This is a genomic window from Ferrovibrio sp. GW821-FHT12F09 (genome assembly GCF_058806775.1).
Genome location: NZ_JBXAPZ010000001.1, coordinates 149,760 through 172,645, shown reverse-complemented (window position 1 = coordinate 172,645; position 22,886 = coordinate 149,760). Strand labels below are relative to the sequence as shown.

The following is a 22,886-nucleotide window of genomic DNA, read 5'->3' as shown; positions in this document are numbered from 1 at the left end:
ACGATGAGCAACGTTGTGGTGGTCGGCGCCCAGTGGGGCGACGAGGGCAAGGGAAAGATTGTTGACTGGCTCTCCTTGCGTGCCGATGTCGTGGTGCGCTTCCAGGGCGGTCACAATGCCGGCCATACGCTGGTGATCGGCAACAACGTTTACAAGCTGTCGCTGCTGCCCTCGGGCATCGTGCGCAAGAACAAGCTGGCTGTGATCGGCAACGGCGTGGTGGTCGATCCCTGGGCGCTGTTCGCCGAGATCGACAAGCTGCGCGCCCAGGGCGTCGAGATCGGCGAGCATAACCTGAAGGTCGCCGACAATGCCTCGCTGATCCTGCCGCTGCATCGCGAGCTGGATGGTCTGCGCGAGGATGCCACCGATGGCGGCGTCAAGATCGGCACCACGCGCCGTGGCATCGGCCCGGCCTATGAGGACAAGGCCGGCCGCCGCGCCATCCGCATCTGCGACCTCGCCGATCCGGCCACGCTGGCGGTCAAAGTCGACGGGTTGCTGGCGCATCACAACGCGCTGCGCCGCGGCTTCGGCGTCGAGCCGGTGGATCGCGCCGAGCTGCTGAAGCTGCTGGCCGAGATCGCGCCGAAGATCCTGCCCTATGCCGCGCCGGTCTGGCGCGACCTGGACGATGCTCGCCGCGCCGGCAAACGCATCCTGTTCGAAGGCGCCCAAGGGTCGCTGCTCGATGTCGATCACGGCACCTATCCTTACGTGACCTCGTCCAACACCATGGCGGGCTCGGCTTCGGCCGGTTCGGGCCTGGGGCCGGGCTCGCTCGGCTTCATCCTCGGCATCGTGAAGGCCTATACCACCCGCGTCGGCGAGGGTCCGTTCCCCACCGAACTGACCGACGAGACCGGCCAGTGGCTGGGCGAGAAGGGGCATGAATTCGGCGTGGTCACCGGGCGCAAGCGCCGCTGTGGCTGGTTCGATGCCGTGCTGGTGCGCCAGACGGTCAAACTGAACGGCATCCATGGCATCGCCCTGACCAAGCTGGATGTGCTGGATGGCCTGAAGGAACTGAAGATCTGCGTCGGCTACGAGGTGAACGGCAAGGTGCTGGATTACTTCCCCGCCGGTATGGGCGACCAGGCCGCCGCCAAGCCGGTCTACGAGACCCTGGAAGGCTGGAGCGAAACCACCCGGGGGGCGCGGAGCTGGGTCGATCTGCCGGCCACCGCGGTGAAGTATGTCCGCCGGATCGAGGAGCTGATTGGCGCCCCTGTGGCGCTGCTCTCCACCTCGCCCGAGCGCGACGACACCATCCTCATGAAAGACCCCTTCGAGGACTGATCGGCGTGACAGCCATCATTGCCGTTTTCCGCGGATAAGTGCGAGATATCGGCGGGACGGCGGGTAGGTCCGCCGTCTAAACCCGCAGCAGTGGCGGGTAACATTACCGACTCTTAATGTCGCGTTATTGAGCCGTAACCTGCCGCTCTGCGCCAGCCGGGTGGAAACTGCCGCCATCGCGTTCGTACGGAGGGCGGCATGCTCAGGACCCAGGAAGCAGTTTTGTACGGTACCGACACCGGCGGCATGGCCAGCCTGTGCGAAGCGATCTGCCTCGATGTCGTTGAAGTGGTGGATGCCAGCCGCGTCAGCATCTGGTTTTTTGACGACAAGGGCGACCTGATCTGCGAGCGCCTGCTCGATTCCCGCGATGGCCGCTTCCAGCAGGGTGCGGTGATCCCGCGCTCGGCGACCCAGGCCTATATCGACGCCGCCGGCCAGGGCCTGGCCGCCATGACCACCGAAGATGCGCCCATCGAGGGCAGCGCTGCCGACGTCAAGGCGCGCATCGACCTGCTGCTGGTCGACAGCCAGAACCAGCCGGCCGCGATTTTCCGCTGCGAACGCTCCAGCGGTGGCGATGACTGGCGTCCGCGCGACATCACCATCCTGCGCAACCTGGCGCAGACTCTGGCCGCCGCCGTGCGCGAGCAGGGCCTGCGTCATATCGACCGCGAAATGCTGGATGAAATTTCCGTTGCCGGCCTGTCGGAGATGGGCTCGGTGAAGCAGGACCTGTCCTGGCTGCGCCGCGGCTCCGAGCCGTCGATCTGGCTGCAGTCGGTGGACGGCACTCATGCCTTCGATGCACTGGGCCTGCAGGCGCCGCTGCCCAATCTGGACATGGATGCGCTGTTCGACAGCGACGAGGACGAAGCCTTCTGAGTCGACTTTTCTAACGACTCTGTATGCAGGGCCGCGTCACAAGAATTGTGGCGCGGCCCTTGTTTTTTTGCTTTTGAGGCGAAATCCGCCGTCAGGCCTGGGCCGTGATGCCCTGTGCGGCGGCAGAAGCACGCACGGCTTTCTGCAGCTTCTCGAAGGCCCGCACCTCGATCTGGCGCACGCGCTCGCGGCTGATGCCATAGCGTGCCGACAGGTCTTCCAGCGTGGTCGGTTCCTCGGTCAGGCGGCGCTGCATCAGGATATCGCGCTCGCGCTCGTTCAGGGTCGCCATGGCGGTGGTCAGCATGGCCTTGCGGCTGTCGAATTCATCACCTTCCACCAGGCGGGTTTCCTGGTTCGGCGTTTCGTCGACCAGCCAGTCCTGCCATTCGCTGCTGCCTTCCTCGTCGCCGCGCACCGGCGCGTTGAGCGAGCTGTCGGAGCCCGCCAGGCGGCGGTCCATGGTGATGACTTCTTCCTTCGAGACATCCAGCTGGGTGGCGATCTTCTCCACCTGGTCGGGCGTCAGCTGGCCGCCGTCGATCGCCTTCATCTGGCCGCGCAGGCGGCGCAGGTTGAAGAACAGCTTCTTCTGGGCCGCCGTCGTGCCGATCTTCACCAGCGACCACGAACGCAGGATATATTCCTGGATCGAGGCGCGAATCCACCACATGGCATAGGTCGAAAGCCGGAAGCCCTTGTCGGGATCGAAGCGCTTCACCGCCTGCATCATGCCGACATTGCCTTCGGAGATCAGTTCGCCGACCGGCAGGCCGTAACCGCGATAGCCCATGGCGATCTTGGCCACCAGGCGCAGGTGGCTGGTCACCAGCTTATGCGCCGACTGCACGTCGCCATGGTCGCGCCAGGATTTGGCCAGCATGTACTCTTCCTGCGGCTCCAGCATCGGGAAGCGGCGGATTTCGGCGAGATAGCGGGCCAGGCCGCCCTCGACGGAGGACAGGGCTGGCAGACTGGCAGTGGTCGACATCTTGGAAACTCCCCCGGCCGGACGATCACCCGGCACTGGTTCAGATTTGGGTGCCTTGTCTTTCATTTGCAATGAGGAAAGCGGCCAAATACGGCGAAAGTGCGACAGCGGAAGCCGGTCAGGATGCCGGCTCGCCGCCTTTGTGATAGTGCTCACAGGGTTGACGCAACCTTAAGGGAGGGGTGCATGCGGGGCGGACTGGCGGTGGTGCTGACAGTCGTATTCGGCCTGGCGGGACCGGCAACGGCGCAGGTCAAGGAAATCCTGGAATTCCAGGGTCCCTCCCGCGCCGGCGGCATGGTGACGGTCAAAGCCGACCTGTTCCTGCCGGAAGGCAGCACCGGCCGGGTGCCGGCCATGGTGATCGTCCATGGCAGCGGCGGCGTGAGCGATGCCCGCGAATATGCCTATGCCCGCGAGTTCATAAAGATGGGCGTGGCGGCGATCATCCCCGATTCCTTCACCCCGCGCGGCGTGAAGAACACGGTGGTGGATCAGGCGCCGGTGCCGGCCATCGACATGGTCGCCGATGCCTTCGCCCTGTTGAAGGTCGCCGTCCGGCATCCCCGCCTCGATCCGGCCCGGATCGGCATCACCGGATTTTCCAAGGGCGGCAGCGTGGCACTGCGTACGCCGATCCTGGCCGTCGCCGACCGCTTCGCGCCGGCAGGCCCGCGCTTTGCGCTGCATGTACCGTTCTACCCGGGCTGCGACACGCATTATGCCAATGTGAAAACCACCGGTGCGCCGATCCTGGTGCTGATCGGCGGCGCCGACACCTATGCCGGCACTCAGCCCTGCCTGGACTTTGCCGCCAAGATGAAGGCGCAGGGCGCCAATATCGACACCGTCGTCTATCCCAATGCGCAGCATAGCTGGGACAGTACCGGCAGGCCGTACAGTATCGCCAACGGCGAGAACAACAGCCGGTGTGTCTATGTCGAGCAGGCCGACCGCAGCTGGGTCGAGCAGACCTCAGGGATCACCACGGCCGGTCCGGGTGGCAGGGCGATCGAGGGCGCCGCCCAGAAGGCGGCGGCCGTCTGCCGCAGCCGCGGCGTGACCGGCGGGCCAGATCCGGATGCCAGGGCGAAATCGCTCGAGGCCCTGAAAGGCGCGGTGCGGACGGCGTTCGGGCTGAATTAGCGGGGCCCGGACTTAACGGGGTGTATTGCGCTGGGTGGAGAGCAGCTTCAGCAGCGTGGCGAAATCCGCCGGCAGCGGGCTTTCGAACCGCAGGGCCTTGCCGCTCACCGGATGGCGGAAGCCCAGAGTTGCGGCATGCAGGGCCTGGCGGCGGAAGCCGCCCAGGGTGGCACGGGCGGCATCGCTGAGCTGGTAGCGCTGCAGGTTGCGGGCGCGGCCATAGGCGGGGTCGCCGATCAGCGCGTTGCCGCGGCTGGTCATGTGCACGCGGATCTGGTGGGTGCGGCCGGTCTCCAGCGTGCAGCGGACGAGTGCGCAGACCGGCTGGCCCTTGCCGTCGAAGATCATCTTGCTGGTGGCGTAATGCGTGATCGCCTCCTTGCCGCCGCGGGTGACGATGGCCATGCGCTTGCGGTCCTTGGGGTCGCGGCCGATGGCGCCCTCGATGGTGTCCTGCAGCGGATTGGGATGCCCCCAGACCAGCGCGTCGTAACTGCGTTCGATATCGTGTTCGGCGAAGAGGGCGGCCAGCGCGTGATGGGCGCGGTCCGTCTTGGCGGCAACGACAAGACCTGACGTATCCTTGTCGATGCGATGCACGATGCCCGGCCGCTTGACGCCGCCAATGCCCGACAGGCTGTCGCCGCAGTGATGCAGCAGGGCGTTGACCAGTGTGCGGTCGGGGCTGCCGGGCGCGGGATGCACCACCAGGCCGGCCGGCTTGTCGACGACGATCAATTGGTCGTCCTCGTAGACGACATTCAGTGCGATATCCTGCGCTTCCGGGATCGCGGCCACGGCGGCCGGCTGGCCCACGGCATAGACCTCGCCCGGTTTGATCTTGCGCGAGGGGTCGGTTATCGTCGCCCAGCTTTTGCCTTCGGCAAGCTGCACATGGCCGTCGAGGATCAGCGACTTGAGCCGCGAGCGCGACAGCGAGGCCTCGTCGGCATCGGGCAGCAGCGCCATGGCGCCGGCGAGATAGCGGTCGAGCCGTTCGCCGGCGATCTCCGGCGGAACAGGCGGCAGGCTTTGCGGGGCGGACAGGTTTGACATTGATCTGGAAAGTTGGAGCAGGATGAGCGAGGCGCCGGAACAGACCCTGAAGATACGGTGGCTGAAGGCTGTCGTCATCGGTCTGGGCGTCATCTTCGTCGGTCTCGCCACCCTGCTGATCGTACTGATCATGACCGGCGGGCCGAAACGCACCGCCACCACCCCGGCCGCGCCGCGTAATGTCGCCGTCGAGGACATGGTATTCAGCCTGCCGAAGAACAGCCGGGTCGCCGATGTGCTCAGCACCGGCAACCGTATCGTGCTGCGGGTCCGGCTGGCCGACGGCACCGAGCGGCTCTATGCGTTGGATGGCGAAACGCTGAAGCCGCTGGGCAGCATCACGGTCCAAGTCGAGAAATGACACTGCGCCTGACGCAGACCCAGGTGGCACAGCTGGCCGCCCTGGCGGAAGCCGCCTTTCCGCGCGAGGCCTGCGCGCTGCTGGTCGGGAACGAAGACCTGCAGGTCAGCGAGATTGTTCCGGCCGGTAATCTGGCCGCCATGCCCGAACGCGAATTCGAACTCGATCCGGCGGTGCATGTCGCCGTGCTGCGTCGCCTGCGCGACTCTGGTGGAACCAATCGCGTGATTGGTCACTGGCACAGCCATCCGAACGGCCGAGCCGAGCCCTCGGCGCAGGATGCGGCAATGATTTACGATCCCGCTCTGGTCTGGCTGATCAGCGCGGTGCAGGATGGCCGGACCGGTGCGCCGCAGGCCTTCAAGCCGGTGCCGGCTGCCAACGGATTTTCCTTTCTTCCCCTGACGATCGAAACACAGGACTAGCCTTATGGATTTTCGCAGCGACAACGTGGCCGGCGCGGCGCCGGAAATTCTGGCAGCCCTCACCGAAGCCAATGCCGGCGCGGTTTCGTCCTATGGCGCCGATCCGTGGAGCGTCGAACTCGATGGGGCGTTCTCGAAACTGTTCGATCATGAGTGCAAGGCGTTTCCGGTCGCCACCGGCACGGCCGCCAATGTGCTCTCGCTCGCCTGTCTCAGTCCCGGCCATGGCGCGATCTTCTGCCATCAGGACAGCCATATCGTCACCGACGAATGCAACGCGCCGGAATTCTATACCGGCGGTGCCAAGCTGGTGACCTTGCCGGGTGCCGAGGGCAAGATTGATCTTGCGGCCCTGGATGCCGTGCTCAGTCTGGGCTGGGCGGGCTCGCAGCATAATGCGCAGCCGGCCGCCATCAGCATCACCCAGGCGACCGAGGCCGGCACGGTTTATTCGCCCGATGAAGTGGCCGCCTTTGCCGAGCGCTGCAAGGCGCACAAGATGCATCTGCATATGGATGGCGCGCGCTTCGCCAATGCCGTTGCCGGTCTGAACTGCGCGCCGGCCGATCTGACCTGGCGTGCCGGCGTCGATGTGCTCAGCTTCGGCGCCACCAAGAATGGCGCATTCGCCGCGGAAGCCGTGGTGTTTTTCAAGCCCGAGCTGGCCGACAGCTTCCTCTATCGCCGCAAGCGCGGCGGCCATCTCTTCTCCAAGGCCCGATTCCTGTCGGTGCAACTCACTGCGATGCTGAAGGATGGCCTGTGGCTGCGACTGGCGCGCCAGGCCAATATGCGGGCGCGCGAACTGGCCGAAGGCCTGGGCAAACTGCCCGGCGTGCGTGTCGTCGGTCCGGTGCAGGCGAACGAAGTCTTCATCACGCTCCCATCTGCTGCTGCCGATGCGATGCGGGCACGCGGCGCGCTGTTCCACACCTGGAGCGAGGCCGACGGTCTCTATCGCTTCGTCTGTTCATTCGACAAGACCGAGGCCGACACAGCAGCGCTGGTGCAGGCGGCCACCGCGGCCCTGGCCTGACGTTTCAGTCGGTCATCAGCCAGGGTGGATGTGGCGCGAAGCGCTCGACCAGATAGTCGGCGAAGGCGCGTACTTTTGCCGCCAGATGCTTGCGCGCCGGATAGACCACGTGGATCGGCCGCAGGATATCGGCGGTGTGATCGGTCAGCACCGGCACCAGCTGGCCATCTTCCACCGCCTGCTTGATGCCGAAGTCGGCGGCGTAGCACAGGCCCACCCCGGCCAGCAGCATGCGAAAGATCGCATCGCCGTTGCTGCTGCGGAAATTGCCCTTGATCGGCAGGCGCATGATGCTGCCATCGGCGCGGCGGAACGGCCATTCATTCAGGCCTTCGGGTCCGTCGAACAGCAGGCAGTTGTGACGGATGAGATCGGCCGGCGTCTGCGGCGTGCCGTATTTCTTCAGGTATGATGGCGCGGCACAGATGATGCGGCGGTGTTCGCCGAGCTTGCGTGCGATCAGCGTCTCATCCTGAAGCTGGCCGCTGCGGATGCCGAGATCTTCGCCCTCGGCCACCAGATCGACGATCTGGTCGGCGAAGGTGATCTGCACATCCACCTTCGGATAGCGCGCCAGGAAACCGGGGAGCAGCGGCACGATCTGCGTCATGCCGAAGCCATGCGCTACGTTGATGCGCAAAGGCCCGCGCGGCTCGGCTTCGGCGCCGCCGACGCTGGATTCCACCGCATCGATATCCGCCAGGATCTCGCGCACCTGATCGGCATAGACGCGGCCCTCGGCGGTGAGGCTGACCCGCCGCGTGGTCCGCTGCAGCAGCCGCGCCCCCAGCCGGTCTTCCAGGCGCGAGATCAGCTTGCTGACAGCCGAAGGCGAGAGATGCAGCACCTTGGCGGCCTCGGTGAAGCCGCCCTGATCCACCACCTGCATGAAGGCCTGCATTTCGCCATAGCGGTCCATGAAACGCCTATTTGTGAATTTCAGTCATTAAATACTGACATAATACCATATTAATGAAAAGTGCAGTGCAGCATACAGTCGAGCCATCAGCCACCCAGCAGAGGACGGCCTCCCATGACCAACCTGATGACCGACATCGACAAGCGTTTCACCTTCGCCGATGGCTTCCCGCCGGTCCGTTACATTTCCCCCGACGAGATGGCCTATATCCGCGCCCGGGCCGTGACCCTGCGTTCGGAAACCAGCCGCGCGCTCTTCCGCACCCTGGCGGTCAAGGTCGCGACCCTGTTCCGCAGCCGGCCGGATGCCTGGGCCGGCGGTCCCGCGGTCACCGCAAAGTAACGTCTTGCGGGGCCGGCGCGGCTGACTTAGGTGAAGCGCGGCGCAGCGAAACCGTTGCGCAGTGCGGAGTTGTCCCTATGTCGTCACCTGCGTCGATGCCGGCCCTGTTCATCAGCCATGGTTCGCCCATGCTGACACTTGAACCCGAGCGTGCGGCGCACCGTTTCCTGCTCGGCGCCGCCCAGAACTGGCCGAAGCCGAAGGCGATCCTGGCGATTTCCGCCCATTGGGAAACCGATGCGCCGGAAGTGGCCGCCACGGCGCAGCCCGCCACAATCCACGATTTCTACGGCTTCCCGCCGGCCCTGTATCAACAGGCCTATCCGGCCCCCGGTTCGCCGGCGCTGGCCCAGCGTGTGAAGACGCTGCTGGAGGCTGCCGGCATCCCGACCCACCTGGATCCTGAGCGCGGCCTGGATCACGGCGCCTGGTCGCCGCTGCTGCTGGTCTATCCCGAGGCCGATATTCCGGTGTTGCAGCTCTCCCTGCAGCCAGACCTCGGCACCGAGCATCATCTGATGCTAGGCCGCGCCCTGGCGCCGCTGCGTGACGAAGGCGTGCTGATTATGGCCACCGGCTCGCTGACCCATAACCTGCGCATGCTGGATCGCCGTGATACCGGCCCGATCGCTGACTGGGCGCAATCCTTTGCGGACTGGATGGCCGGTCGGCTGGCGGCGCGCGACGATACGGCGCTGCTGGATTACCGCCGCCAGGCGCCCCATGCGGCCATGAACCATCCGACCGATGAGCATCTGCTGCCGCTGTATGTGGCGCTGGGTGCGGCGACGCCGGGCGTCAGTGCCGAGCGCCTGCATGCCAGCTTCGCCCATGGTTCGCTGTCGATGGACAGCTATCTGTTCCGCTAGGGGCTCAGCGCCCGAGGTCGGTGAGCAGCCGCACGATCACCACGTCCATCACCACCACATAGAGCATCATCGCGGACAGGATGATGTAGCGGTGGATGTCGCCGCTGGTGCTGGATTTGAGGCGCAGGGCGGTGCGGGCGAAATTCGAAAAATCGCGGACCAGGTAGCCCATTTTCGCATGTTCGTGATGCTGCCAGGCCTGCAGCATCAGTAGCACGCCAATGCTGATCAGGCCGACCAGCACCAGGAAGCCGGCGACGAACCGCGCCACGTCCTGGGCGAAGGGGATGGCCACGCCGATGGCGACCAGCGCCAGCGCCAGCAGGGTGAAATATTCCAGCACACGCCATTGCTGACCCTTGGCGAAGAGGATGTTGCGGGCGGCTTCGTCATACAGCAGCCGGTATTCCGCATGGGTCAGGTCGTCCAGATCGCTGGCTTCGAGCTGCTCGACGGCCGTTTCGGTCGCTTCGCCGGCCGCTGCCGGTTTGGGGGCCAGGGGGCGGGGCGGGGCCCCGACAGTCTTTTTCGGCGGCATGCTCATGCGGGCAGCCTACCGCGTCCGGCGTTGCAAACGAAGCGGCGTTCGGCACGGCGATTCGGCCCGGGCGGCAGGGTCCGGAGGTCCCGGCAGAAATTGCCGGCCGGCAAAGGCGGGTGGGGTGTCGCACCCGCCGGCTTTTATAAATCCATTGCAAATCAATGTATTAGGTGTTGGTTCGGAGTTGGCCCACGGCTTGCTTATTAGGGACCGTCGAATGAGGTTTCCCATGCAAGTGAACGCGGTCAACAGCTCTGTCGCTCCCGTCACCGGCCCCAGCCAGGCCGATGAGACCAGCCGTCGCGCCGAGGATTTCTCGCGCGTGCTGCAGACGGCCTTCTTCGGCCAGGGCAGCCAGGCCGTAGCCAAAGCTGGCGAGCAGGCGGCCCAGGATCAGGCCCCGCGCACCGAAACCCGGCCGGTGGAACGCCCGACCACCGCCGAACGCCCTGTCACCGATCGTCCGGTCGAGCGTCCCGCCGAGCGCCAGCCTGAGCAGAGCGCCAGCCGCGACCAGACCGCCAAGACTTCCGAATCCGCGCCGTCCAAGCCGGCCGACAAGCCCGCCGAGCAGCCAGCCAAGGCCGACAAGGCTGACGACAAGCCCGCCAAGGATGCCGCCCCGGCCGATACCGATACAGCGCCGAAGGCCGAGGAGGCCCCGAAGGCTGAAGCCGCCAAGCCGGCAACGGCCGAAGGCGAGACGGCAGAAGAAGACACGCTGGAAGACGCCGCCAAGCCGGTGGTGGCTGCCGCTCCCGATGCCTCCCTGATTCTCAGCCTGCTGCAGCAGTTGCAGGCGCCCGTGGTCACGCCGGTTGCCACCGTTGCCGCAGGCGGCGAGACCGCTGTCCCGGCGGTTGCCGCCACCGGTCTGATTGCCCCGGTCACCGTCGAAGCCGCGTTGGCCGCCCAGGTGGCCGGCGAAACCGAGATCGCGACCGAAACTGTCATGCCAGTGCTGACGCCGGTTGTCGCCGATGCGACCGCCGTTGTCGCCGCCAAGGAAGCGACCGAAACCAGTGTCGCCGCGCTGCTGTCGCAGCAGCAGACCATGACCAAGGAAGATTTCGCTGCGATCCAGCAGGCGCTGACCCGCCAGGCCGAAAGCCAGCTGCAGGCCGATGTGCAGACCCAGGCCGTGGAGCCGGAGCTGCAGGTGCAGATCGCGCAGCCGGCCGTCACTGGCATCGTCGCGTCGAAGAGCGAAGGCAAGACCGAGAAGACCCTCACCGTCGATGTGCAGACGGTCGGCGCCGTTGCGGCCAAGAGCCTGGTCGACCAGTCGGCACTGATGGCGATGCAGGGCGACGACGAGAGCGCCGATGCGGCCCAGCTGATGCAGCAGCAGATGCAGGCGCAGCAGGCCCATACGAATGCCGTGCCGGATGGAAAATTCGCCACCGCCCTGCATCTGCAGGCCGCTGCCGAGGTCGCCGTCCCGGTCAACAGCTCTGCCACGGCGCAGAGTCCGGCGCATCTGGCGCCGCAGGCCGGTTCCGTCGCCACCGTGTCGGGCAGCCAGGCCGCGCAGGCGAGCCAGCATGCCAGCAACCAGACGCTGGCCCGCAACCTCAATGCCTATGTGTCGGCCGGCGAACAGGTGGCCGTGCAGATCAAGCGCGGCGCCGCCGAAGGCATGGACAAGATTTCGATCCGTCTCGATCCGGGCAATCTTGGCCATGTCGACATCAAGATGGAAGTCGGCCATGACGGCCGCCTGATGGCGGTGATCGCGGCGGAAAAGCCCGAAACCCTGCAGATGCTGCAGAAAGACTCGGCCAGCCTGGAGCAGTCGCTGCGCGATGCCGGTCTGAAGACCGACCAGCAGTCGCTGAGCTTTGCCCTGCGCGACCCGAACCAGAATCAGGATGGCCGCGACGGCGGTCAGGGGCGCGGCAACCAGCGTGGCCGCGGTCGTGACGACTACGCCGATGCCGGCCGCACGGATCCCGTGCAGACCGCCGCTGCCGCCAGTGCCCAGCGCGCTGCCGCGCGCGGCGGGCTTGATATTCGCATTTAAAGATTGCCGCGAGGAGCACCATCATGGTCACCGCAGTCACCACCACCCCGACCACCACCAACACCACGCCGACCGCCTCTGAAAATGCAGGCGTGTCGCTGGCGAAGAATTTCGATACCTTCCTCACGCTGCTGACCACGCAGCTGAAGAACCAGGATCCGACCTCGCCGATGGACTCAAAAGAGTTCACCAACCAGCTGGTGATGTTCAGCCAGGTCGAACAGTCGATCAATCAGAACAAGAATCTCGAAAAGCTGATCTCCCTGTTCGGCTCGCAGCAGAGCTCGAACCTGGTCAACTACATCGGCAAGCAGATCGATGTCGATTCGAACAAAACCAATCTCACCGCTTCGGCGCCTGCCACCTGGTATTACGATCTGCCGAGCACGGCGGCGGCCGGTGAGCTGCGCGTGATCGACAGCAGTGGCAAGATCGTTCATACCGCGGCGCTGCAGAAGGCCGAAGGCGAGCATTCCTTCATCTGGGACGGCACGCTTGCCAGCGGCAACAAGGCGACGCCGGGCGAATACAAGCTGGAAGTGGTGGCCAAGGATGCCACCGGCGCCAACATGAAGGCGGCGATCAAGACCCGCGGCCTGGTGGAAAGCATCGAACGCGTCGATGGCACCGATTTCCTGGTGGTCGGCGGCAAGAAATATGCGGCCTCCGATGTTCTGACGCTGCGTGCCGCGACGCCGGCGCCGGGCCTGCCGCAGGACAACGGCTCCTACGTCAACTACATCGGCAAGGAAGTCGAGTTCTACGGTGCCAACACCGTGTTCCAGGGCGGCGATGCCAGCTGGAGCTACGGCGTGGCCAGCGGCGCCGCGACGGTGGCGATCAAGGTCTACGACTCCAACAACAACCTGGTCCACAGCGCCACCGGCGATGCCACCAAGGGCCGCCACACCTTCGACTGGAATGGCGTCAAGACCGACGGCACCACGGCCACCGAAGGCGAAATCTACAAGATCACGGTCGAGGCCAAGTCTGCGAGCAACACGGCGGTCGGCGTCGACGTGCTGGCCAAGGGCAAGGTCGACAGCGTGGCCTTCGAAAACATGCAGGCGATGTTCTCGATCGGCGGCCTGGGTGTGCCGCCGAGCTGGGTCGTGGCGGTGCACTGATCCAGGCCAGCAACCACTCATCTTCACGTTTAGGGCTTTGTTAAAAGCGGATAGATACCATGCAGAACCTCCAGTCCTTGAATTCCCGAGCGCGTATGCTGCCGTCGCAGAGCCAAGCCAGTGTGATCGGCCCGGAAGGGCAGCGGATCACACGCGACAGCCTGCCGGCCGCCAACACGAAACGCTGGGTTATCCGCCGCAAAGCCGAGGTCGTGGCCGCCGTGCGCGGCGGGCTGCTGACGCTCGACGAAGCCTGCGAGCGCTACGCCCTGACGGTGGAGGAATTCCTCTCCTGGCAGCGCGCCATCGAGCAGCATGGCCTGCCCGGCCTGCGCACCACCCGCCTGCAGGAATACCGGCCCGGCAGCCTGCCGGAGCCTGGCCTTCGCCCGGCACGGATTTCGCCGTAAATCGCTAAATAAATCTCACCATTCAGCGCAACATCCCGGTAGGCAAAATTTGCCGGGGTGTTAACCTCTTTTTCATCCCGCCTACCTACCCTGCAAACAGGCAGGAAGGGCCTGCCGCAACGCGTGCCGGGTGCATGGGGTGATGCCGTGAATGGTATTATGAATATGATGCGGAATATCGGTCCGGCGCGCTTGGCGATGCTGGCGGCCACCGCAGCCGTGCTGATCGGCTTTTTCGTATTCCTCGGCTTGAAGATCACGCAGCCGAAGATGGCGCTGCTCTACGGCAACCTCGACCTGCAGTCCTCGGGCGAGATCGTGGCGCGCCTGGAAGCCCAGAAAATCCCCTACCAGATCGCCGCCAACGGCGCGCAGATCCTGGTGCCCGAAGACCGCGTCCTGCGCGCCCGCATGCAGCTGGCCGAAGGTGGCCTGCCGTCGGGCGGCGGCGCCGGCTACGAGATCTTCGACAAGGCCAATGCCCTGTCGGCCACCAATTTCATGCAGAATATCAATCACTTGCGTGCGATGGAGGGCGAATTGGCCCGCACCATCCGCTCGATCGACCAGGTGGCCTCGGCCCGGGTCCATCTGGTGCTGCCCAAGCGCGAGGTGTTCAGCCGCGACCAGCGCGAGCCCTCGGCCTCGATTGTGATCAAGACCCGCGGCGGTCGCCTCGACCAGCCGCAGGTGCGCGCCATCCAGAATCTGGTCGCCTCGGCCGTGCCGGACCTGAAGCCGTCGCGGATCGCCGTGATCGACGACCGCGGCAACCTGCTGGCCGGCACCCAGGAAGAGCCCGACGCGGCGACGGCTGGCGCCAACCGCATGGCCGACATGCGCCGCCAGAACGAGGAACGCCTGCGCAAGAATGTCGAGGCGCTGCTGGAGCGCTCGGTCGGTGTCGGCAATGTGCGCGCCGAGATTTCGGTCGATATGGATTTCGACCGCGTCACCACCAATCAGGAGCTGTTCAATCCGGATCAGCAGGTGGTGCGCTCGACCCAGACCATCAGCGAGAATAACCAGAGTTCGGAAGGCCAGCAGAACGTTTCGGTCGCCAACAACCTGCCGGAAGCGCAGGGCCAGGGCGGTTCGCAGCAGTCATCCTCGGGCAACCGCACCGAAGAACTGGTCAATTACGAAATCTCCAAGACCGTGCGCACGCAGGTGCGCGAAGCCGGCGTCATCCGCCGCGTTTCGGCTGCCGTGCTGGTCAACAACATCATCCAGGTCGATGGTTCGGGCCAGCGCTCGTACCAGGCGCGCTCGCCCGAGGAAATGCAGCAGATCAATGCGCTGGTGCGCAATGCGATCGGCTTCGACCAGCAGCGCGGCGACACCATCGAAGTGGTCACCATGCGCTTCGCCGAGCCCGGCGACGTGCCTGAGGAAGTCGATCCGGCGAGCATCCCGGTCTTCCTCGGCCTGACCAAGGCCGACCTGTTCCGCATCGGCGAGATCGCCGGCTATGTGCTGCTCGGCCTGCTGGCCATGCTGCTGGTGGTCCGTCCGCTGATCCGTCGCGTGCTGGAAGCCTCGCAGGAAAGCGACGACATTCCGCCGGGCATGCTGACGCCGGCGATGCCGGCCCTGCCGATGGTGGTGGGCGGCGCGCCGTTGGCCGAACTGCCGGCCGCGCCCGATGCCGGCATGGCGCCGCCGACGCCCGGTATCGAATCGATGATCGACATTGCGCGCATCGAAGGCCAGGTGAAGGCATCGAGTCTGAAGAAGATCGGCGAGATCGTCGACAAGCATCCGGAAGAAGCGGTTTCGATTATCCGAAACTGGCTCTACCAGACCAGTTAATAGCTGCGGTCTAGGAGCGGCTCATGGCAGAAAAAGACTTCCGGCAGCTCAAGGGGCCTGACAAGGCCGCCATGCTGATGCTCGCGCTCGGCGAAGAGCATTCCTCCAAGATCTGGCCGTTGCTCGACGACGAAGAGATCAAGGAAATCTCGCAGAACATGGCCAACCTCGGCGCGGTGAATTCCGACGTCGTGGAAAAGCTGTTCCTCGAATTCGTCAACAACTTCTCCTCCACCGGGTCGCTGACGGGTACGTTCGACAGCACCGAACGACTGCTGATGAAGGCGCTGCCGTCCGAGCGCGTCAATCAGATCATGGAAGAAATCCGCGGCCCGGCCGGCCGCACCATGTGGGACAAGCTCGCCAACGTGAACGAAAACGTTCTGGCCAGCTACCTGAAAAACGAATATCCGCAGACCGTCGCCGTCGTGCTTTCCAAGATCCGTCCCGAGCATGCCGCCCGCGTGCTGGCGGCGCTGCCGGAAGAATTCTCGATGGAAGTGGTCATGCGCATGCTGCGCATGGAAGCCGTGCAGAAGGAAGTGCTCGACAAGGTCGAGCAGACGCTGCGCGCCGAATTCATGTCGAACCTGGCGCGCACCAACCGCCGCGACGCCCACGAAATGATGGCGGAAATCTTCAACAGCCTGGATCGCAACACCGAGGCGCGCTTCCTCGCCGCCCTGGAAGAGCGCAGCCGCGACGCTGCCGAGCGCATCAAGGCCCTGATGTTCACCTTCGAGGATCTGATCAAGCTGGATCCGTCCGGCGTGCAGACCCTGCTGAAGAATGTGCCGAAGGAAAAGCTCGGTCTGGCGCTCAAGGGCGCCTCCGAGACGCTCCGCGACCTGTTCTTCTCCAATATGTCCGAACGCGCGTCCAAGCTGCTGCGTGAGGAAATGGAATCGATGGGCCCGGTGCGTCTGAAGGATGTGGACGAGGCGCAGTTGCTGATGGTCACCACCGCCAAGGAACTGGCGGCCAAGGGCGAAATCATGCTGGCCGACAACAAGGGCGAAGACGAACTCATCTATTGATGAGGCCGGTTTTACGGATCAAGCCGGTTTTCCGGATCAAGAAGGGCATGGCGTAACCACTGATGGCAAGCAAGGCGAAATTCCTGTTCGACATGCCCTTCGACGGCACCAAGCCGCGGGTCGAACGCAATTACGCGCCCAAGGCGCCGCCGCCGAAATTCTCGGCCGAGGAAATCGATGTTGCCAAGGCTGCGGCTTATGCCGATGGCGAGGCGGCCGGGCGCGCGGAAGCCTATGGCGAACATCAGCAGCGCCTGGAGCAGGCGCTCAAGGCGATCCAGCTGCAGCTGGCTGCTATTGCGCGTGGCGAGGAGCGCTCACAGATCGCCGCCCGTTCGGAAGCCACCGAACTGGCCGTGGCGATTGCGCGCAAACTGGCCGGCCGTCTGATCGAGCGCCAGCCATTTGACCAGATCGAGGCCCTGGTGCTGCGCTGCATGGACGACATGCGCGAGGAGCCGCGCCTGGTGGTGCGGGCTGCCGAGCCGGTGATCCAGCATCTGGATCAGAAGATCGACCAGCTGGTGGCGCAGTCGGGTTTCGGCGGCAAGGTCGCCCTGGTGCCGGACGAGACGATGGCGCCCACCGATTGCCGTATCAACTGGGCGGATGGCTCGGCCGAGCGGCGCCAGGCGACTCTGGAGCAGGATGTCGAGCAGGCGGTTGAACGTTATATCGCCGGCCTACAGGCGCAGCTGGCGGAGCCGGAACAATGATCGGCGCGTGGCGGTTGGTCGCCGCAGCGACCAGGGAGTGATCGAGTATGGCTGACAGCGACGATCTCGAGTTGAAGGACCTGGGGCAGACCCCGGGCATGATGGAAGAGGAAGATCCCAATGCAGCGCGGACTGCAGCGGATCTCCAGGCCGTGTTCGATATTCCCGTGCATGTTTCGGCAGTGCTGGGCAAGGCCAATATGCAGGTCAGCCAGTTGCTGAAGCTCGGTCGCGGCGCCGTGGTCGAGCTCGACCGCAAGGTCGGCGAGGCGATCGATATCTATGTGAACAACCGTCTGGTGGCGCGTGGCGAAGTGGTGGTGGTGGAAGACCGCCTGGGCGTGACCATGACGGAAATCATCAAGGGCGGTCGCGGCGGTTGATGCGGCCTGTATCTGAAGCGGTAAGCTGGGGCGGATTGTTATGCGACTGATCATCATTGGCACGCTCAACGGGCAGATCGGTGCGGCAACGCGCATTGCGCTGCAGCGCGGCGCCAAGGTCATGCAGGTGGACGATATCGAGCAGGCGCTCAACACGCTGCGCGCCGGCAAGGGCGCGGACCTGGCCATGATCGATGTGAGTCTCGATGTGAAGCACCTGGTCGACAGCCTGAAGGCGGAGCGCATCAACCTGCCGGTAGTGGCCTGCGGCATCGGCAACGATGCCCGCGCCGCGGTGGCTGCGATCCGTGCCGGCGCCAAGGAATATCTGCCGCTGCCGCCGGAGGCCGATCTGATCGCCGCCGTGCTGGAAGCGGTGGCCGAAGACAGCCACCAGATGATCTTCCGCGATCCGGCCATGGGTCAGGTGGTCAAGTTGGCCGAACAGATTGCGCCCAGCGGCGCCTCGATCATGATTACCGGCGAAAGCGGGACCGGCAAGGAAGTGATGGCGCGCTTCATCCATGCGCGTTCGCCGCGCAGCGAGCGGCCCTTCGTCTCGGTCAATTGCGCCGCCATTCCCGACACGCTGCTGGAATCCGAACTGTTCGGCCATGAAAAGGGCGCCTTCACCGGTGCGGTGGCGCGGCGCCTGGGCAAGTTCGAGGAAGCCAATGGCGGCACGCTGCTGCTGGACGAAATCAGCGAGATGGACGTGCGCCTGCAGGCCAAGCTGCTGCGCGCCATCCAGGAACGCGAGATCGACCGCATCGGCGGCAGCAAGCCGGTCAAGGTCGATATCCGCGTCATTGCCACCTCGAACCGCAACCTGGCCGATGAAGTGGCCAAGGGCAATTTCCGCGAAGATCTTCTGTTCCGCCTGAATGTGGTGAACATCAAACTGCCGGCGCTGCGTCAGCGCCCGGCCGATGTCGAACTGCTGGCGACCCATTTCCTCAAAAAATATGCCGAGGCGAACGGCGTGCCGGAGCGGGCGATGGCGCCGGCCACGCTGGAAGCCCTGCGGCAGGCGCCCTGGCGCGGCAATGTGCGCGAGCTGGAAAACACCATGCACCGCGCCGTGCTGCTGGCGCTGGGTGCGCAGATCGAGATCGAGGATGTCCGCCTGCCGGACGGGACGGCGTTGTCGGAAGCCATCGGCCGCCCGGCCGGCGCCTCGGCCATGCTCGAAACCGAAGGTGGCGGCCAGATCAATCTGGTCGGCCGCACGGTTGCCGATGTGGAGCGAGACCTGATTATCGACACGCTGAAGCATTGCCTCGGCAATCGCACCCATGCAGCGACGATTCTGGGAATCTCGATCCGCACGCTGCGCAACAAGCTGAAGCAGTATACCGACGAAGGGCTGGCCGTTCCGGCCGCCAACGAAGGTAGTCGCGTCACCGCCTGAGGCGGCGACGCATTGGGGTTGAGGAGAGACGGGTATGGCGGAGAATCTGCCGGCTGATGCCGCACCTGCCGCCGCGCAAGGCGGCGGTGGCGGCGATCTGTTCGGCCGGCTGCGCAATATCGGCCAGCATGGCGATATCATTCTCGCCATTGGCGTCATGGCGATCCTGTCGGTGCTCATCCTGCCGATGCCGACCTGGCTGCTCGACATTGCCCTGGCGATCTCGATCACCATGTCGGTCATGGTGATGATGACCTGCCTGTTCGTCCAGCGCCCGCTCGAATTCTCCAGCTTCCCGACCGTACTGCTGATCACCACGATGCTGCGGCTGTCGCTGAATCTGGCGTCGACCCGCCTGATCCTCAGCCATGGCCATGAAGGCACCGATGCCGCCGGCCATGTGATCGAGGCCTTCGGCCAGTTCATCATGGGCGGCAACCTGGTGATCGGCGTTATCGTCTTCGCCATTCTGGTGATCGTGAACTTCGTCGTCATCACCAAGGGTTCCGGCCGTATCGCCGAAGTGTCGGCCCGCTTCACCCTCGATGCCATGCCCGGCAAGCAGATGGCGATCGACGCCGATCTGTCTGCAGGCCTCATCGATGAAGCCACCGCCCGCCTCCGCCGTAAGGAGCTGGAAGACGAGTCCGGCTTCTTCGGTTCGATGGACGGTGCGTCCAAGTTTGTGCGTGGCGACGCGGTCGCCGGCATCCTGGTCACCTTCATCAACCTGATCGGCGGCGTGCTGATCGGCGTGATCCAGAACGGCCTCAGCTTCGCCCAGGCGCTCAACACCTATTCGATCCTGTCCGTCGGTGACGGCCTGGTGGCGCAGATCCCGGCCCTGATCATCTCGGTCGCCGCCGGTATCATGGTGTCCAAGGGCGGTGTTACCGGTTCGACCGACAAGGCGCTGTCGCGCCAGCTGTCCTCGGTCAAGGCGCTCGGCATGTCGGCTATCCTGTCGGCCGGCTTCGCGCTGATCCCCGGTATGCCCTTCTTCCCCTTCATCCTGCTGGCGGCCATCACCGGCGGTCTGGCCTATGCTGCAGATCAGGCGGAGAAACGGGCCAAGGTTGCGGCCTTTGTGCCGCCGCCCGAACCGCTGGCACCGCTCAGTCCGCTGGACGAGCCGGTCACCAGCGCGCTGGCCATCGACGATCTGCGCCTGGAGCTGGGCTTCAGCCTGCTGCCGCTGATCAACGATGCGCGCGGCTATCGCCTGACCGACCAGATCAAGGCGCTGCGGCGCCAGATCGCCATCGATATGGGCTTCATCATGCCCAGCGTGCGCATCCTCGACAACATGCAGCTGCCGGGCACCACCTATGTGATCCGGGTCAAGGAAGTGGAAGCCGCGCGTGGCGAAGTGCGCCCGAACGCCCTGCTGGTCATGGATCCACGCGGCGAGCGCATCGCGCTGGCCGGCACCGAGACCGTCGAGCCGACTTTCGGCCTGCCGGCCATGTGGGTTGACGAGAACATGCGCGACGAGGCGATGTTCCGCGGCTATACCGTGGTCGATCCGGGCACCGTCATTACCACCCATCTGACCGAGGTGGTGAAGGACAACATGTCGGACCTGCTCAGCTTCGCCGAGACCCAGAAGCTGATCGACGAGCTGAAGAAGAGCAACGAGAAGCTGGTGGGCGAAGTGATTCCGGGCCGCATCAATGTCAACGGCGTGCAGCGCGTGCTGCAGAACCTGTTGTCCGAGCGCGTTTCGGTACGCGACTTCGCCTCCATCCTCGAAGCCATCGCCGAAGCCAGCGGCTATACCCAGTCGATCACTCAGATCACCGAGCATGTGCGCGGCCGCCTGGCACGGCAGATTTCCAATGCCAATGTCAGCCCCGATGGCTACATCCCGCTGGTGACCCTGTCGCCGCAATGGGAGCAGAATTTTGCCGAGGCGCTGGTCGGCCAGGGCGAAGATCGCCAGCTCAGCATGCAGCCCTCGCGCCTGCAGGACTTCATCGCCCAGGTGCGCCAGACCTTCGAGCGTCTGGCTTCCGAAGGCCATATGCCGGTCCTGCTCACCAGTCCGGCGATCCGGCCCTATGTGCGCTCGATCATCGAGCGCTTCCGCCCGGCCACCGTGGTGATGTCGCAGCAGGAAATCCATCCGAAGGCCAAGCTTCGGACGGTTGCCCAGATCTGAGGATGACCTAGACGATGCGGCTCAAGACCTTCCAGGCAGCGACGATGACCGAGGCGATGGACCTCGTGCGTCAGGCCTTGGGCGATGAGGCGATCATTGTATCGACCTACAGCCATCGTAATGGCGAGGGGGTCGAGATCACTGCGGCTGTCGAGCAGCGCAGCGACGACGATTTTTCCACGCCCGAGGCCCAGGCGCTGCGTTACGGGCAGGGCAATGGCCGGCTGTTCGTGCCGGGCGAGGATTTTGCCGACCACCAGCCCGAACAGGTGGGCGAGTTGATCCTGGGCGCGCTGCAATGGCATGGTGTGCCCGCCCGCGTGGCCGAGCGTCTGGCCCAGGCCGCCATGCGCGTCGGCCTCGACGATCCGGTGGGGGCGCTCGCCGAAGCGCTGGACGAGACCTATCGCTTCCCGGGCCTGAGCGGTGACAACCGGCCGCTGATCCTGATCGGCCCGCCGGGCAGCGGCAAGACCATTGCCAGTGCCAAGATCGCGGCGCGCTGCGTCATCGACCGCCGCCGCGTGCATGTGATCTCCTGCGATGGCAGCCGTGCCGCAGCCGGCGAGCAGCTGGCGGCGCTGTGCCGCGTGATGAATGCGCCTTTCTCTGAAGCCGGCGATGCCCGCGATCTGGCTGCCGCCATCGCGGCGGTGCCGCCGGAGGCCAAGCTGGTGGTGGACACCGCCGGCGTGAATTTGCATGACAGTGCCGACCGCAAGCTGCTGACCGGCCTGATCCAGGCCAGCGGCGCCGAGCCGGTGGCCGTCTTTGCTGCCGGTGGCGATGCCATGGAGATCGGCGAGCTGGCGGCGCAGGCCGTGGCTCTGGGCGCGCGCCGCTATATCGCCACCCGTATCGATGCGTCGCGCCGTCTGGGCGCATTGGTGGCGGCCGCCGATCTGGGCGGTCTGGCCTTTGCCGATGCCAGCGCCAGTCCTTTCGTGGGCAAGGGCTTCGAGCGTTTCGATGCCCTGCTGCTGGCCCATCGTCTGCTGGCCGATCCGGATGCCCAGGCCACTGTCGACCCGGATCTCGATGCCCGTTATTTTGCCCCGAAACCCGCTGCCCTGAAGGCCGCTGAATGACCGTGATAACCATGACGCCGACCACGCCGACGCCTCCTTCCGCTGCTCGCCCGGTCCGCCATCCATCCGCGGCCATGCGACAGTCCAATGTGATTGCCATCGCCTCGGGCAAGGGCGGTGTGGGCAAGACCTGGCTCTCGGTCACGCTGGCCCACAGCTTCGCCCGCCAGGGCCAGCGCGTGCTGCTCTTCGACGGCGATATCGGCCTGGCGAATGTGGACATCCAGCTTGGCCTGATGCCGGATCGCGATCTGGGCAGCGTCATCGCCGGCCGCTTCAGCCTGGCCGATGCGGTGATGCCGTCCGAAGCCGGCTTCGACATCATCGCCGGTAAATCCGGTTCCGCCTCGCTCGCCACGCTGGATGTGCCGGCCATGACCGCGCTGCGCGACGAACTGATGCAACTGGCCAAGAGCTACGACCGCGTCATCATCGATCTGGGCGCCGGCGTCGATGCCGTGGTGCGCACCTTCTCGTCGGCCGCCGCCATCACCCTGGTGGTGACCAATGACGAACCGACAGCGCTCACCGATGCCTATGCCTATATCAAGCTGGCGCGCATGGCCGACCGCAATGCCGATGTGCGCGTGGTGATCAACATCGCGCAGACCACCCGCGAGGGCGAGCGCACCTATGCCAAGCTCAACAAAGCGGCCGAGAATTTCCTGAAATATTCGCCGCCGCTGGCGGGCGTGGTGCGGCGCGACGACAAGGTGCGCGATGCGATCCGCAACCAGGTGCCGTTGCTTACCCGCCATCCGATGTGCGAGGCGGCTGAAGATATCGAAGCTCTCATGAATGGCCTGATGCGGACCGCGCCCGCGGTGCAGCCCTGACCATGACGGCAT

General features: G+C 65.1%; 23 protein-coding genes. 19 read left to right on the top strand and 4 right to left on the bottom strand.

Going from position 1 to position 22,886, the window contains the following annotated elements:
* Nucleotides 1-3 precede the first annotated feature (3 nt).
* Nucleotides 4-1,299 carry an adenylosuccinate synthase gene (locus tag AC1ROB_RS00915; protein ID WP_492972646.1) on the top strand — a complete coding sequence of 432 codons (1,296 nt, stop codon included), beginning with the start codon at nucleotides 4-6 and terminating at the stop codon, nucleotides 1,297-1,299.
* 198 nt (nucleotides 1,300-1,497) lie between these two features.
* On the top strand, nucleotides 1,498-2,184 hold the full coding sequence (locus AC1ROB_RS00910) for a hypothetical protein (protein WP_492972647.1): 687 nt from the start codon (nucleotides 1,498-1,500) through the stop codon (nucleotides 2,182-2,184).
* Nucleotides 2,185-2,275: 91 nt separating this feature from the next.
* On the opposite strand, the gene rpoH is transcribed toward AC1ROB_RS00910, so the two are convergent.
* Complete coding sequence (gene rpoH, locus AC1ROB_RS00905) at nucleotides 2,276-3,175, bottom strand: RNA polymerase sigma factor RpoH (RefSeq protein ID WP_492972648.1); 900 nt, start codon at nucleotides 3,173-3,175, stop codon at nucleotides 2,276-2,278.
* Between the two features lie 186 nt (nucleotides 3,176-3,361).
* On the opposite strand from rpoH, the gene AC1ROB_RS00900 reads away from it, so the two are divergent.
* Nucleotides 3,362-4,321 (top strand): dienelactone hydrolase family protein, encoded by a 960-nt coding sequence (locus AC1ROB_RS00900; RefSeq protein WP_492972649.1) that lies wholly within the window; start codon nucleotides 3,362-3,364, stop codon nucleotides 4,319-4,321.
* 12 nt (nucleotides 4,322-4,333) lie between these two features.
* On the opposite strand, the gene AC1ROB_RS00895 is transcribed toward AC1ROB_RS00900, so the two are convergent.
* Complete coding sequence (locus AC1ROB_RS00895; protein ID WP_492972650.1) at nucleotides 4,334-5,377, bottom strand: RluA family pseudouridine synthase; 1,044 nt, start codon at nucleotides 5,375-5,377, stop codon at nucleotides 4,334-4,336.
* Between the two features lie 22 nt (nucleotides 5,378-5,399).
* On the opposite strand from AC1ROB_RS00895, the gene AC1ROB_RS00890 reads away from it, so the two are divergent.
* Genes AC1ROB_RS00890 through AC1ROB_RS00880 form a run of 3 tightly spaced genes read left to right on the top strand, consistent with a single transcriptional unit; the run spans nucleotide 5,400 to nucleotide 7,199 of the window.
* A complete protein-coding gene (locus tag AC1ROB_RS00890; protein WP_492972651.1) occupies nucleotides 5,400-5,738 on the top strand; it encodes a hypothetical protein in 339 nt (112 codons plus the stop codon).
* Nucleotides 5,735-6,163, top strand: a complete 429-nt coding sequence (locus tag AC1ROB_RS00885) for a M67 family metallopeptidase (RefSeq protein WP_492972652.1) — start codon at nucleotides 5,735-5,737, stop codon at nucleotides 6,161-6,163. Before AC1ROB_RS00890 ends, AC1ROB_RS00885 begins: the two co-directional genes overlap by 4 nt.
* Nucleotides 6,164-6,167: 4 nt before the next feature.
* The gene (locus tag AC1ROB_RS00880; protein ID WP_492972653.1) at nucleotides 6,168-7,199 is read left to right on the top strand and encodes a threonine aldolase family protein; all 1,032 of its coding nucleotides are present in this window, start codon (nucleotides 6,168-6,170) and stop codon (nucleotides 7,197-7,199) included.
* 4 nt (nucleotides 7,200-7,203) lie between these two features.
* Here the strand turns inward: AC1ROB_RS00880 and AC1ROB_RS00875 are convergent, their stop codons facing one another.
* Nucleotides 7,204-8,118 carry a LysR family transcriptional regulator gene (locus AC1ROB_RS00875; RefSeq protein ID WP_492972654.1) on the bottom strand — a complete coding sequence of 305 codons (915 nt, stop codon included), beginning with the start codon at nucleotides 8,116-8,118 and terminating at the stop codon, nucleotides 7,204-7,206.
* 114 nt (nucleotides 8,119-8,232) lie between these two features.
* Between AC1ROB_RS00875 and AC1ROB_RS00870 the strand changes: the two genes are divergently transcribed.
* Both AC1ROB_RS00870 and AC1ROB_RS00865 read left to right on the top strand, forming a co-directional pair.
* Entirely contained in the window at nucleotides 8,233-8,460 is a 228-nt protein-coding gene (locus AC1ROB_RS00870) for an RSP_7527 family protein (protein ID WP_492972655.1), read from the top strand.
* Between the two features lie 77 nt (nucleotides 8,461-8,537).
* On the top strand, nucleotides 8,538-9,329 hold the full coding sequence (locus tag AC1ROB_RS00865; RefSeq protein ID WP_492972656.1) for a DODA-type extradiol aromatic ring-opening family dioxygenase: 792 nt from the start codon (nucleotides 8,538-8,540) through the stop codon (nucleotides 9,327-9,329).
* A 4-nt stretch (nucleotides 9,330-9,333) separates the two neighbouring features.
* Here AC1ROB_RS00865 and AC1ROB_RS00860 read toward each other — a convergent pair whose 3' ends face one another.
* Nucleotides 9,334-9,873 (bottom strand): hypothetical protein, encoded by a 540-nt coding sequence (locus AC1ROB_RS00860; RefSeq protein WP_492972657.1) that lies wholly within the window; start codon nucleotides 9,871-9,873, stop codon nucleotides 9,334-9,336.
* A gap of 226 nt (nucleotides 9,874-10,099) precedes the next feature.
* Here AC1ROB_RS00860 and AC1ROB_RS00855 point away from each other — a divergent pair, with 226 nt between their 5' ends.
* The 11 genes from AC1ROB_RS00855 to AC1ROB_RS00805 all read left to right on the top strand — a co-directional run bounded on the left by AC1ROB_RS00855 (nucleotide 10,100) and on the right by AC1ROB_RS00805 (nucleotide 22,874).
* Nucleotides 10,100-11,893 (top strand): flagellar hook-length control protein FliK, encoded by a 1,794-nt coding sequence (locus tag AC1ROB_RS00855; protein ID WP_492972658.1) that lies wholly within the window; start codon nucleotides 10,100-10,102, stop codon nucleotides 11,891-11,893.
* A gap of 23 nt (nucleotides 11,894-11,916) precedes the next feature.
* A complete protein-coding gene (locus AC1ROB_RS00850) occupies nucleotides 11,917-13,020 on the top strand; it encodes a FlgD immunoglobulin-like domain containing protein (RefSeq protein WP_492972659.1) in 1,104 nt (367 codons plus the stop codon).
* Between the two features lie 95 nt (nucleotides 13,021-13,115).
* On the top strand, nucleotides 13,116-13,430 hold the full coding sequence (sciP, locus tag AC1ROB_RS00845) for a CtrA inhibitor SciP (RefSeq protein ID WP_492972660.1): 315 nt from the start codon (nucleotides 13,116-13,118) through the stop codon (nucleotides 13,428-13,430).
* A gap of 159 nt (nucleotides 13,431-13,589) precedes the next feature.
* Nucleotides 13,590-15,242, top strand: a complete 1,653-nt coding sequence (gene fliF / locus AC1ROB_RS00840) for a flagellar basal-body MS-ring/collar protein FliF (RefSeq protein WP_492972661.1) — start codon at nucleotides 13,590-13,592, stop codon at nucleotides 15,240-15,242.
* Nucleotides 15,243-15,265: 23 nt separating this feature from the next.
* The gene (gene fliG / locus AC1ROB_RS00835) at nucleotides 15,266-16,279 is read left to right on the top strand and encodes a flagellar motor switch protein FliG (RefSeq protein WP_492972662.1); all 1,014 of its coding nucleotides are present in this window, start codon (nucleotides 15,266-15,268) and stop codon (nucleotides 16,277-16,279) included.
* Between the two features lie 62 nt (nucleotides 16,280-16,341).
* A complete protein-coding gene (locus AC1ROB_RS00830) occupies nucleotides 16,342-16,995 on the top strand; it encodes a FliH/SctL family protein (RefSeq protein WP_492972663.1) in 654 nt (217 codons plus the stop codon).
* Nucleotides 16,996-17,042: 47 nt separating this feature from the next.
* Complete coding sequence (gene fliN, locus AC1ROB_RS00825) at nucleotides 17,043-17,378, top strand: flagellar motor switch protein FliN (protein WP_492972664.1); 336 nt, start codon at nucleotides 17,043-17,045, stop codon at nucleotides 17,376-17,378.
* Nucleotides 17,379-17,418: 40 nt separating this feature from the next.
* On the top strand, nucleotides 17,419-18,789 hold the full coding sequence (gene flbD / locus AC1ROB_RS00820) for a sigma-54-dependent transcriptional regulator FlbD (protein WP_492972665.1): 1,371 nt from the start codon (nucleotides 17,419-17,421) through the stop codon (nucleotides 18,787-18,789).
* 34 nt (nucleotides 18,790-18,823) lie between these two features.
* Nucleotides 18,824-20,950, top strand: a complete 2,127-nt coding sequence (flhA, locus tag AC1ROB_RS00815; RefSeq protein ID WP_492972666.1) for a flagellar biosynthesis protein FlhA — start codon at nucleotides 18,824-18,826, stop codon at nucleotides 20,948-20,950.
* Between the two features lie 14 nt (nucleotides 20,951-20,964).
* Nucleotides 20,965-22,038, top strand: a complete 1,074-nt coding sequence (locus AC1ROB_RS00810; RefSeq protein WP_492972668.1) for a flagellar biosynthesis protein FlhF — start codon at nucleotides 20,965-20,967, stop codon at nucleotides 22,036-22,038.
* Nucleotides 22,035-22,874 (top strand): MinD/ParA family protein, encoded by an 840-nt coding sequence (locus tag AC1ROB_RS00805; protein WP_492972669.1) that lies wholly within the window; start codon nucleotides 22,035-22,037, stop codon nucleotides 22,872-22,874. Before AC1ROB_RS00810 ends, AC1ROB_RS00805 begins: the two co-directional genes overlap by 4 nt.
* Nucleotides 22,875-22,886 lie beyond the last annotated feature (12 nt).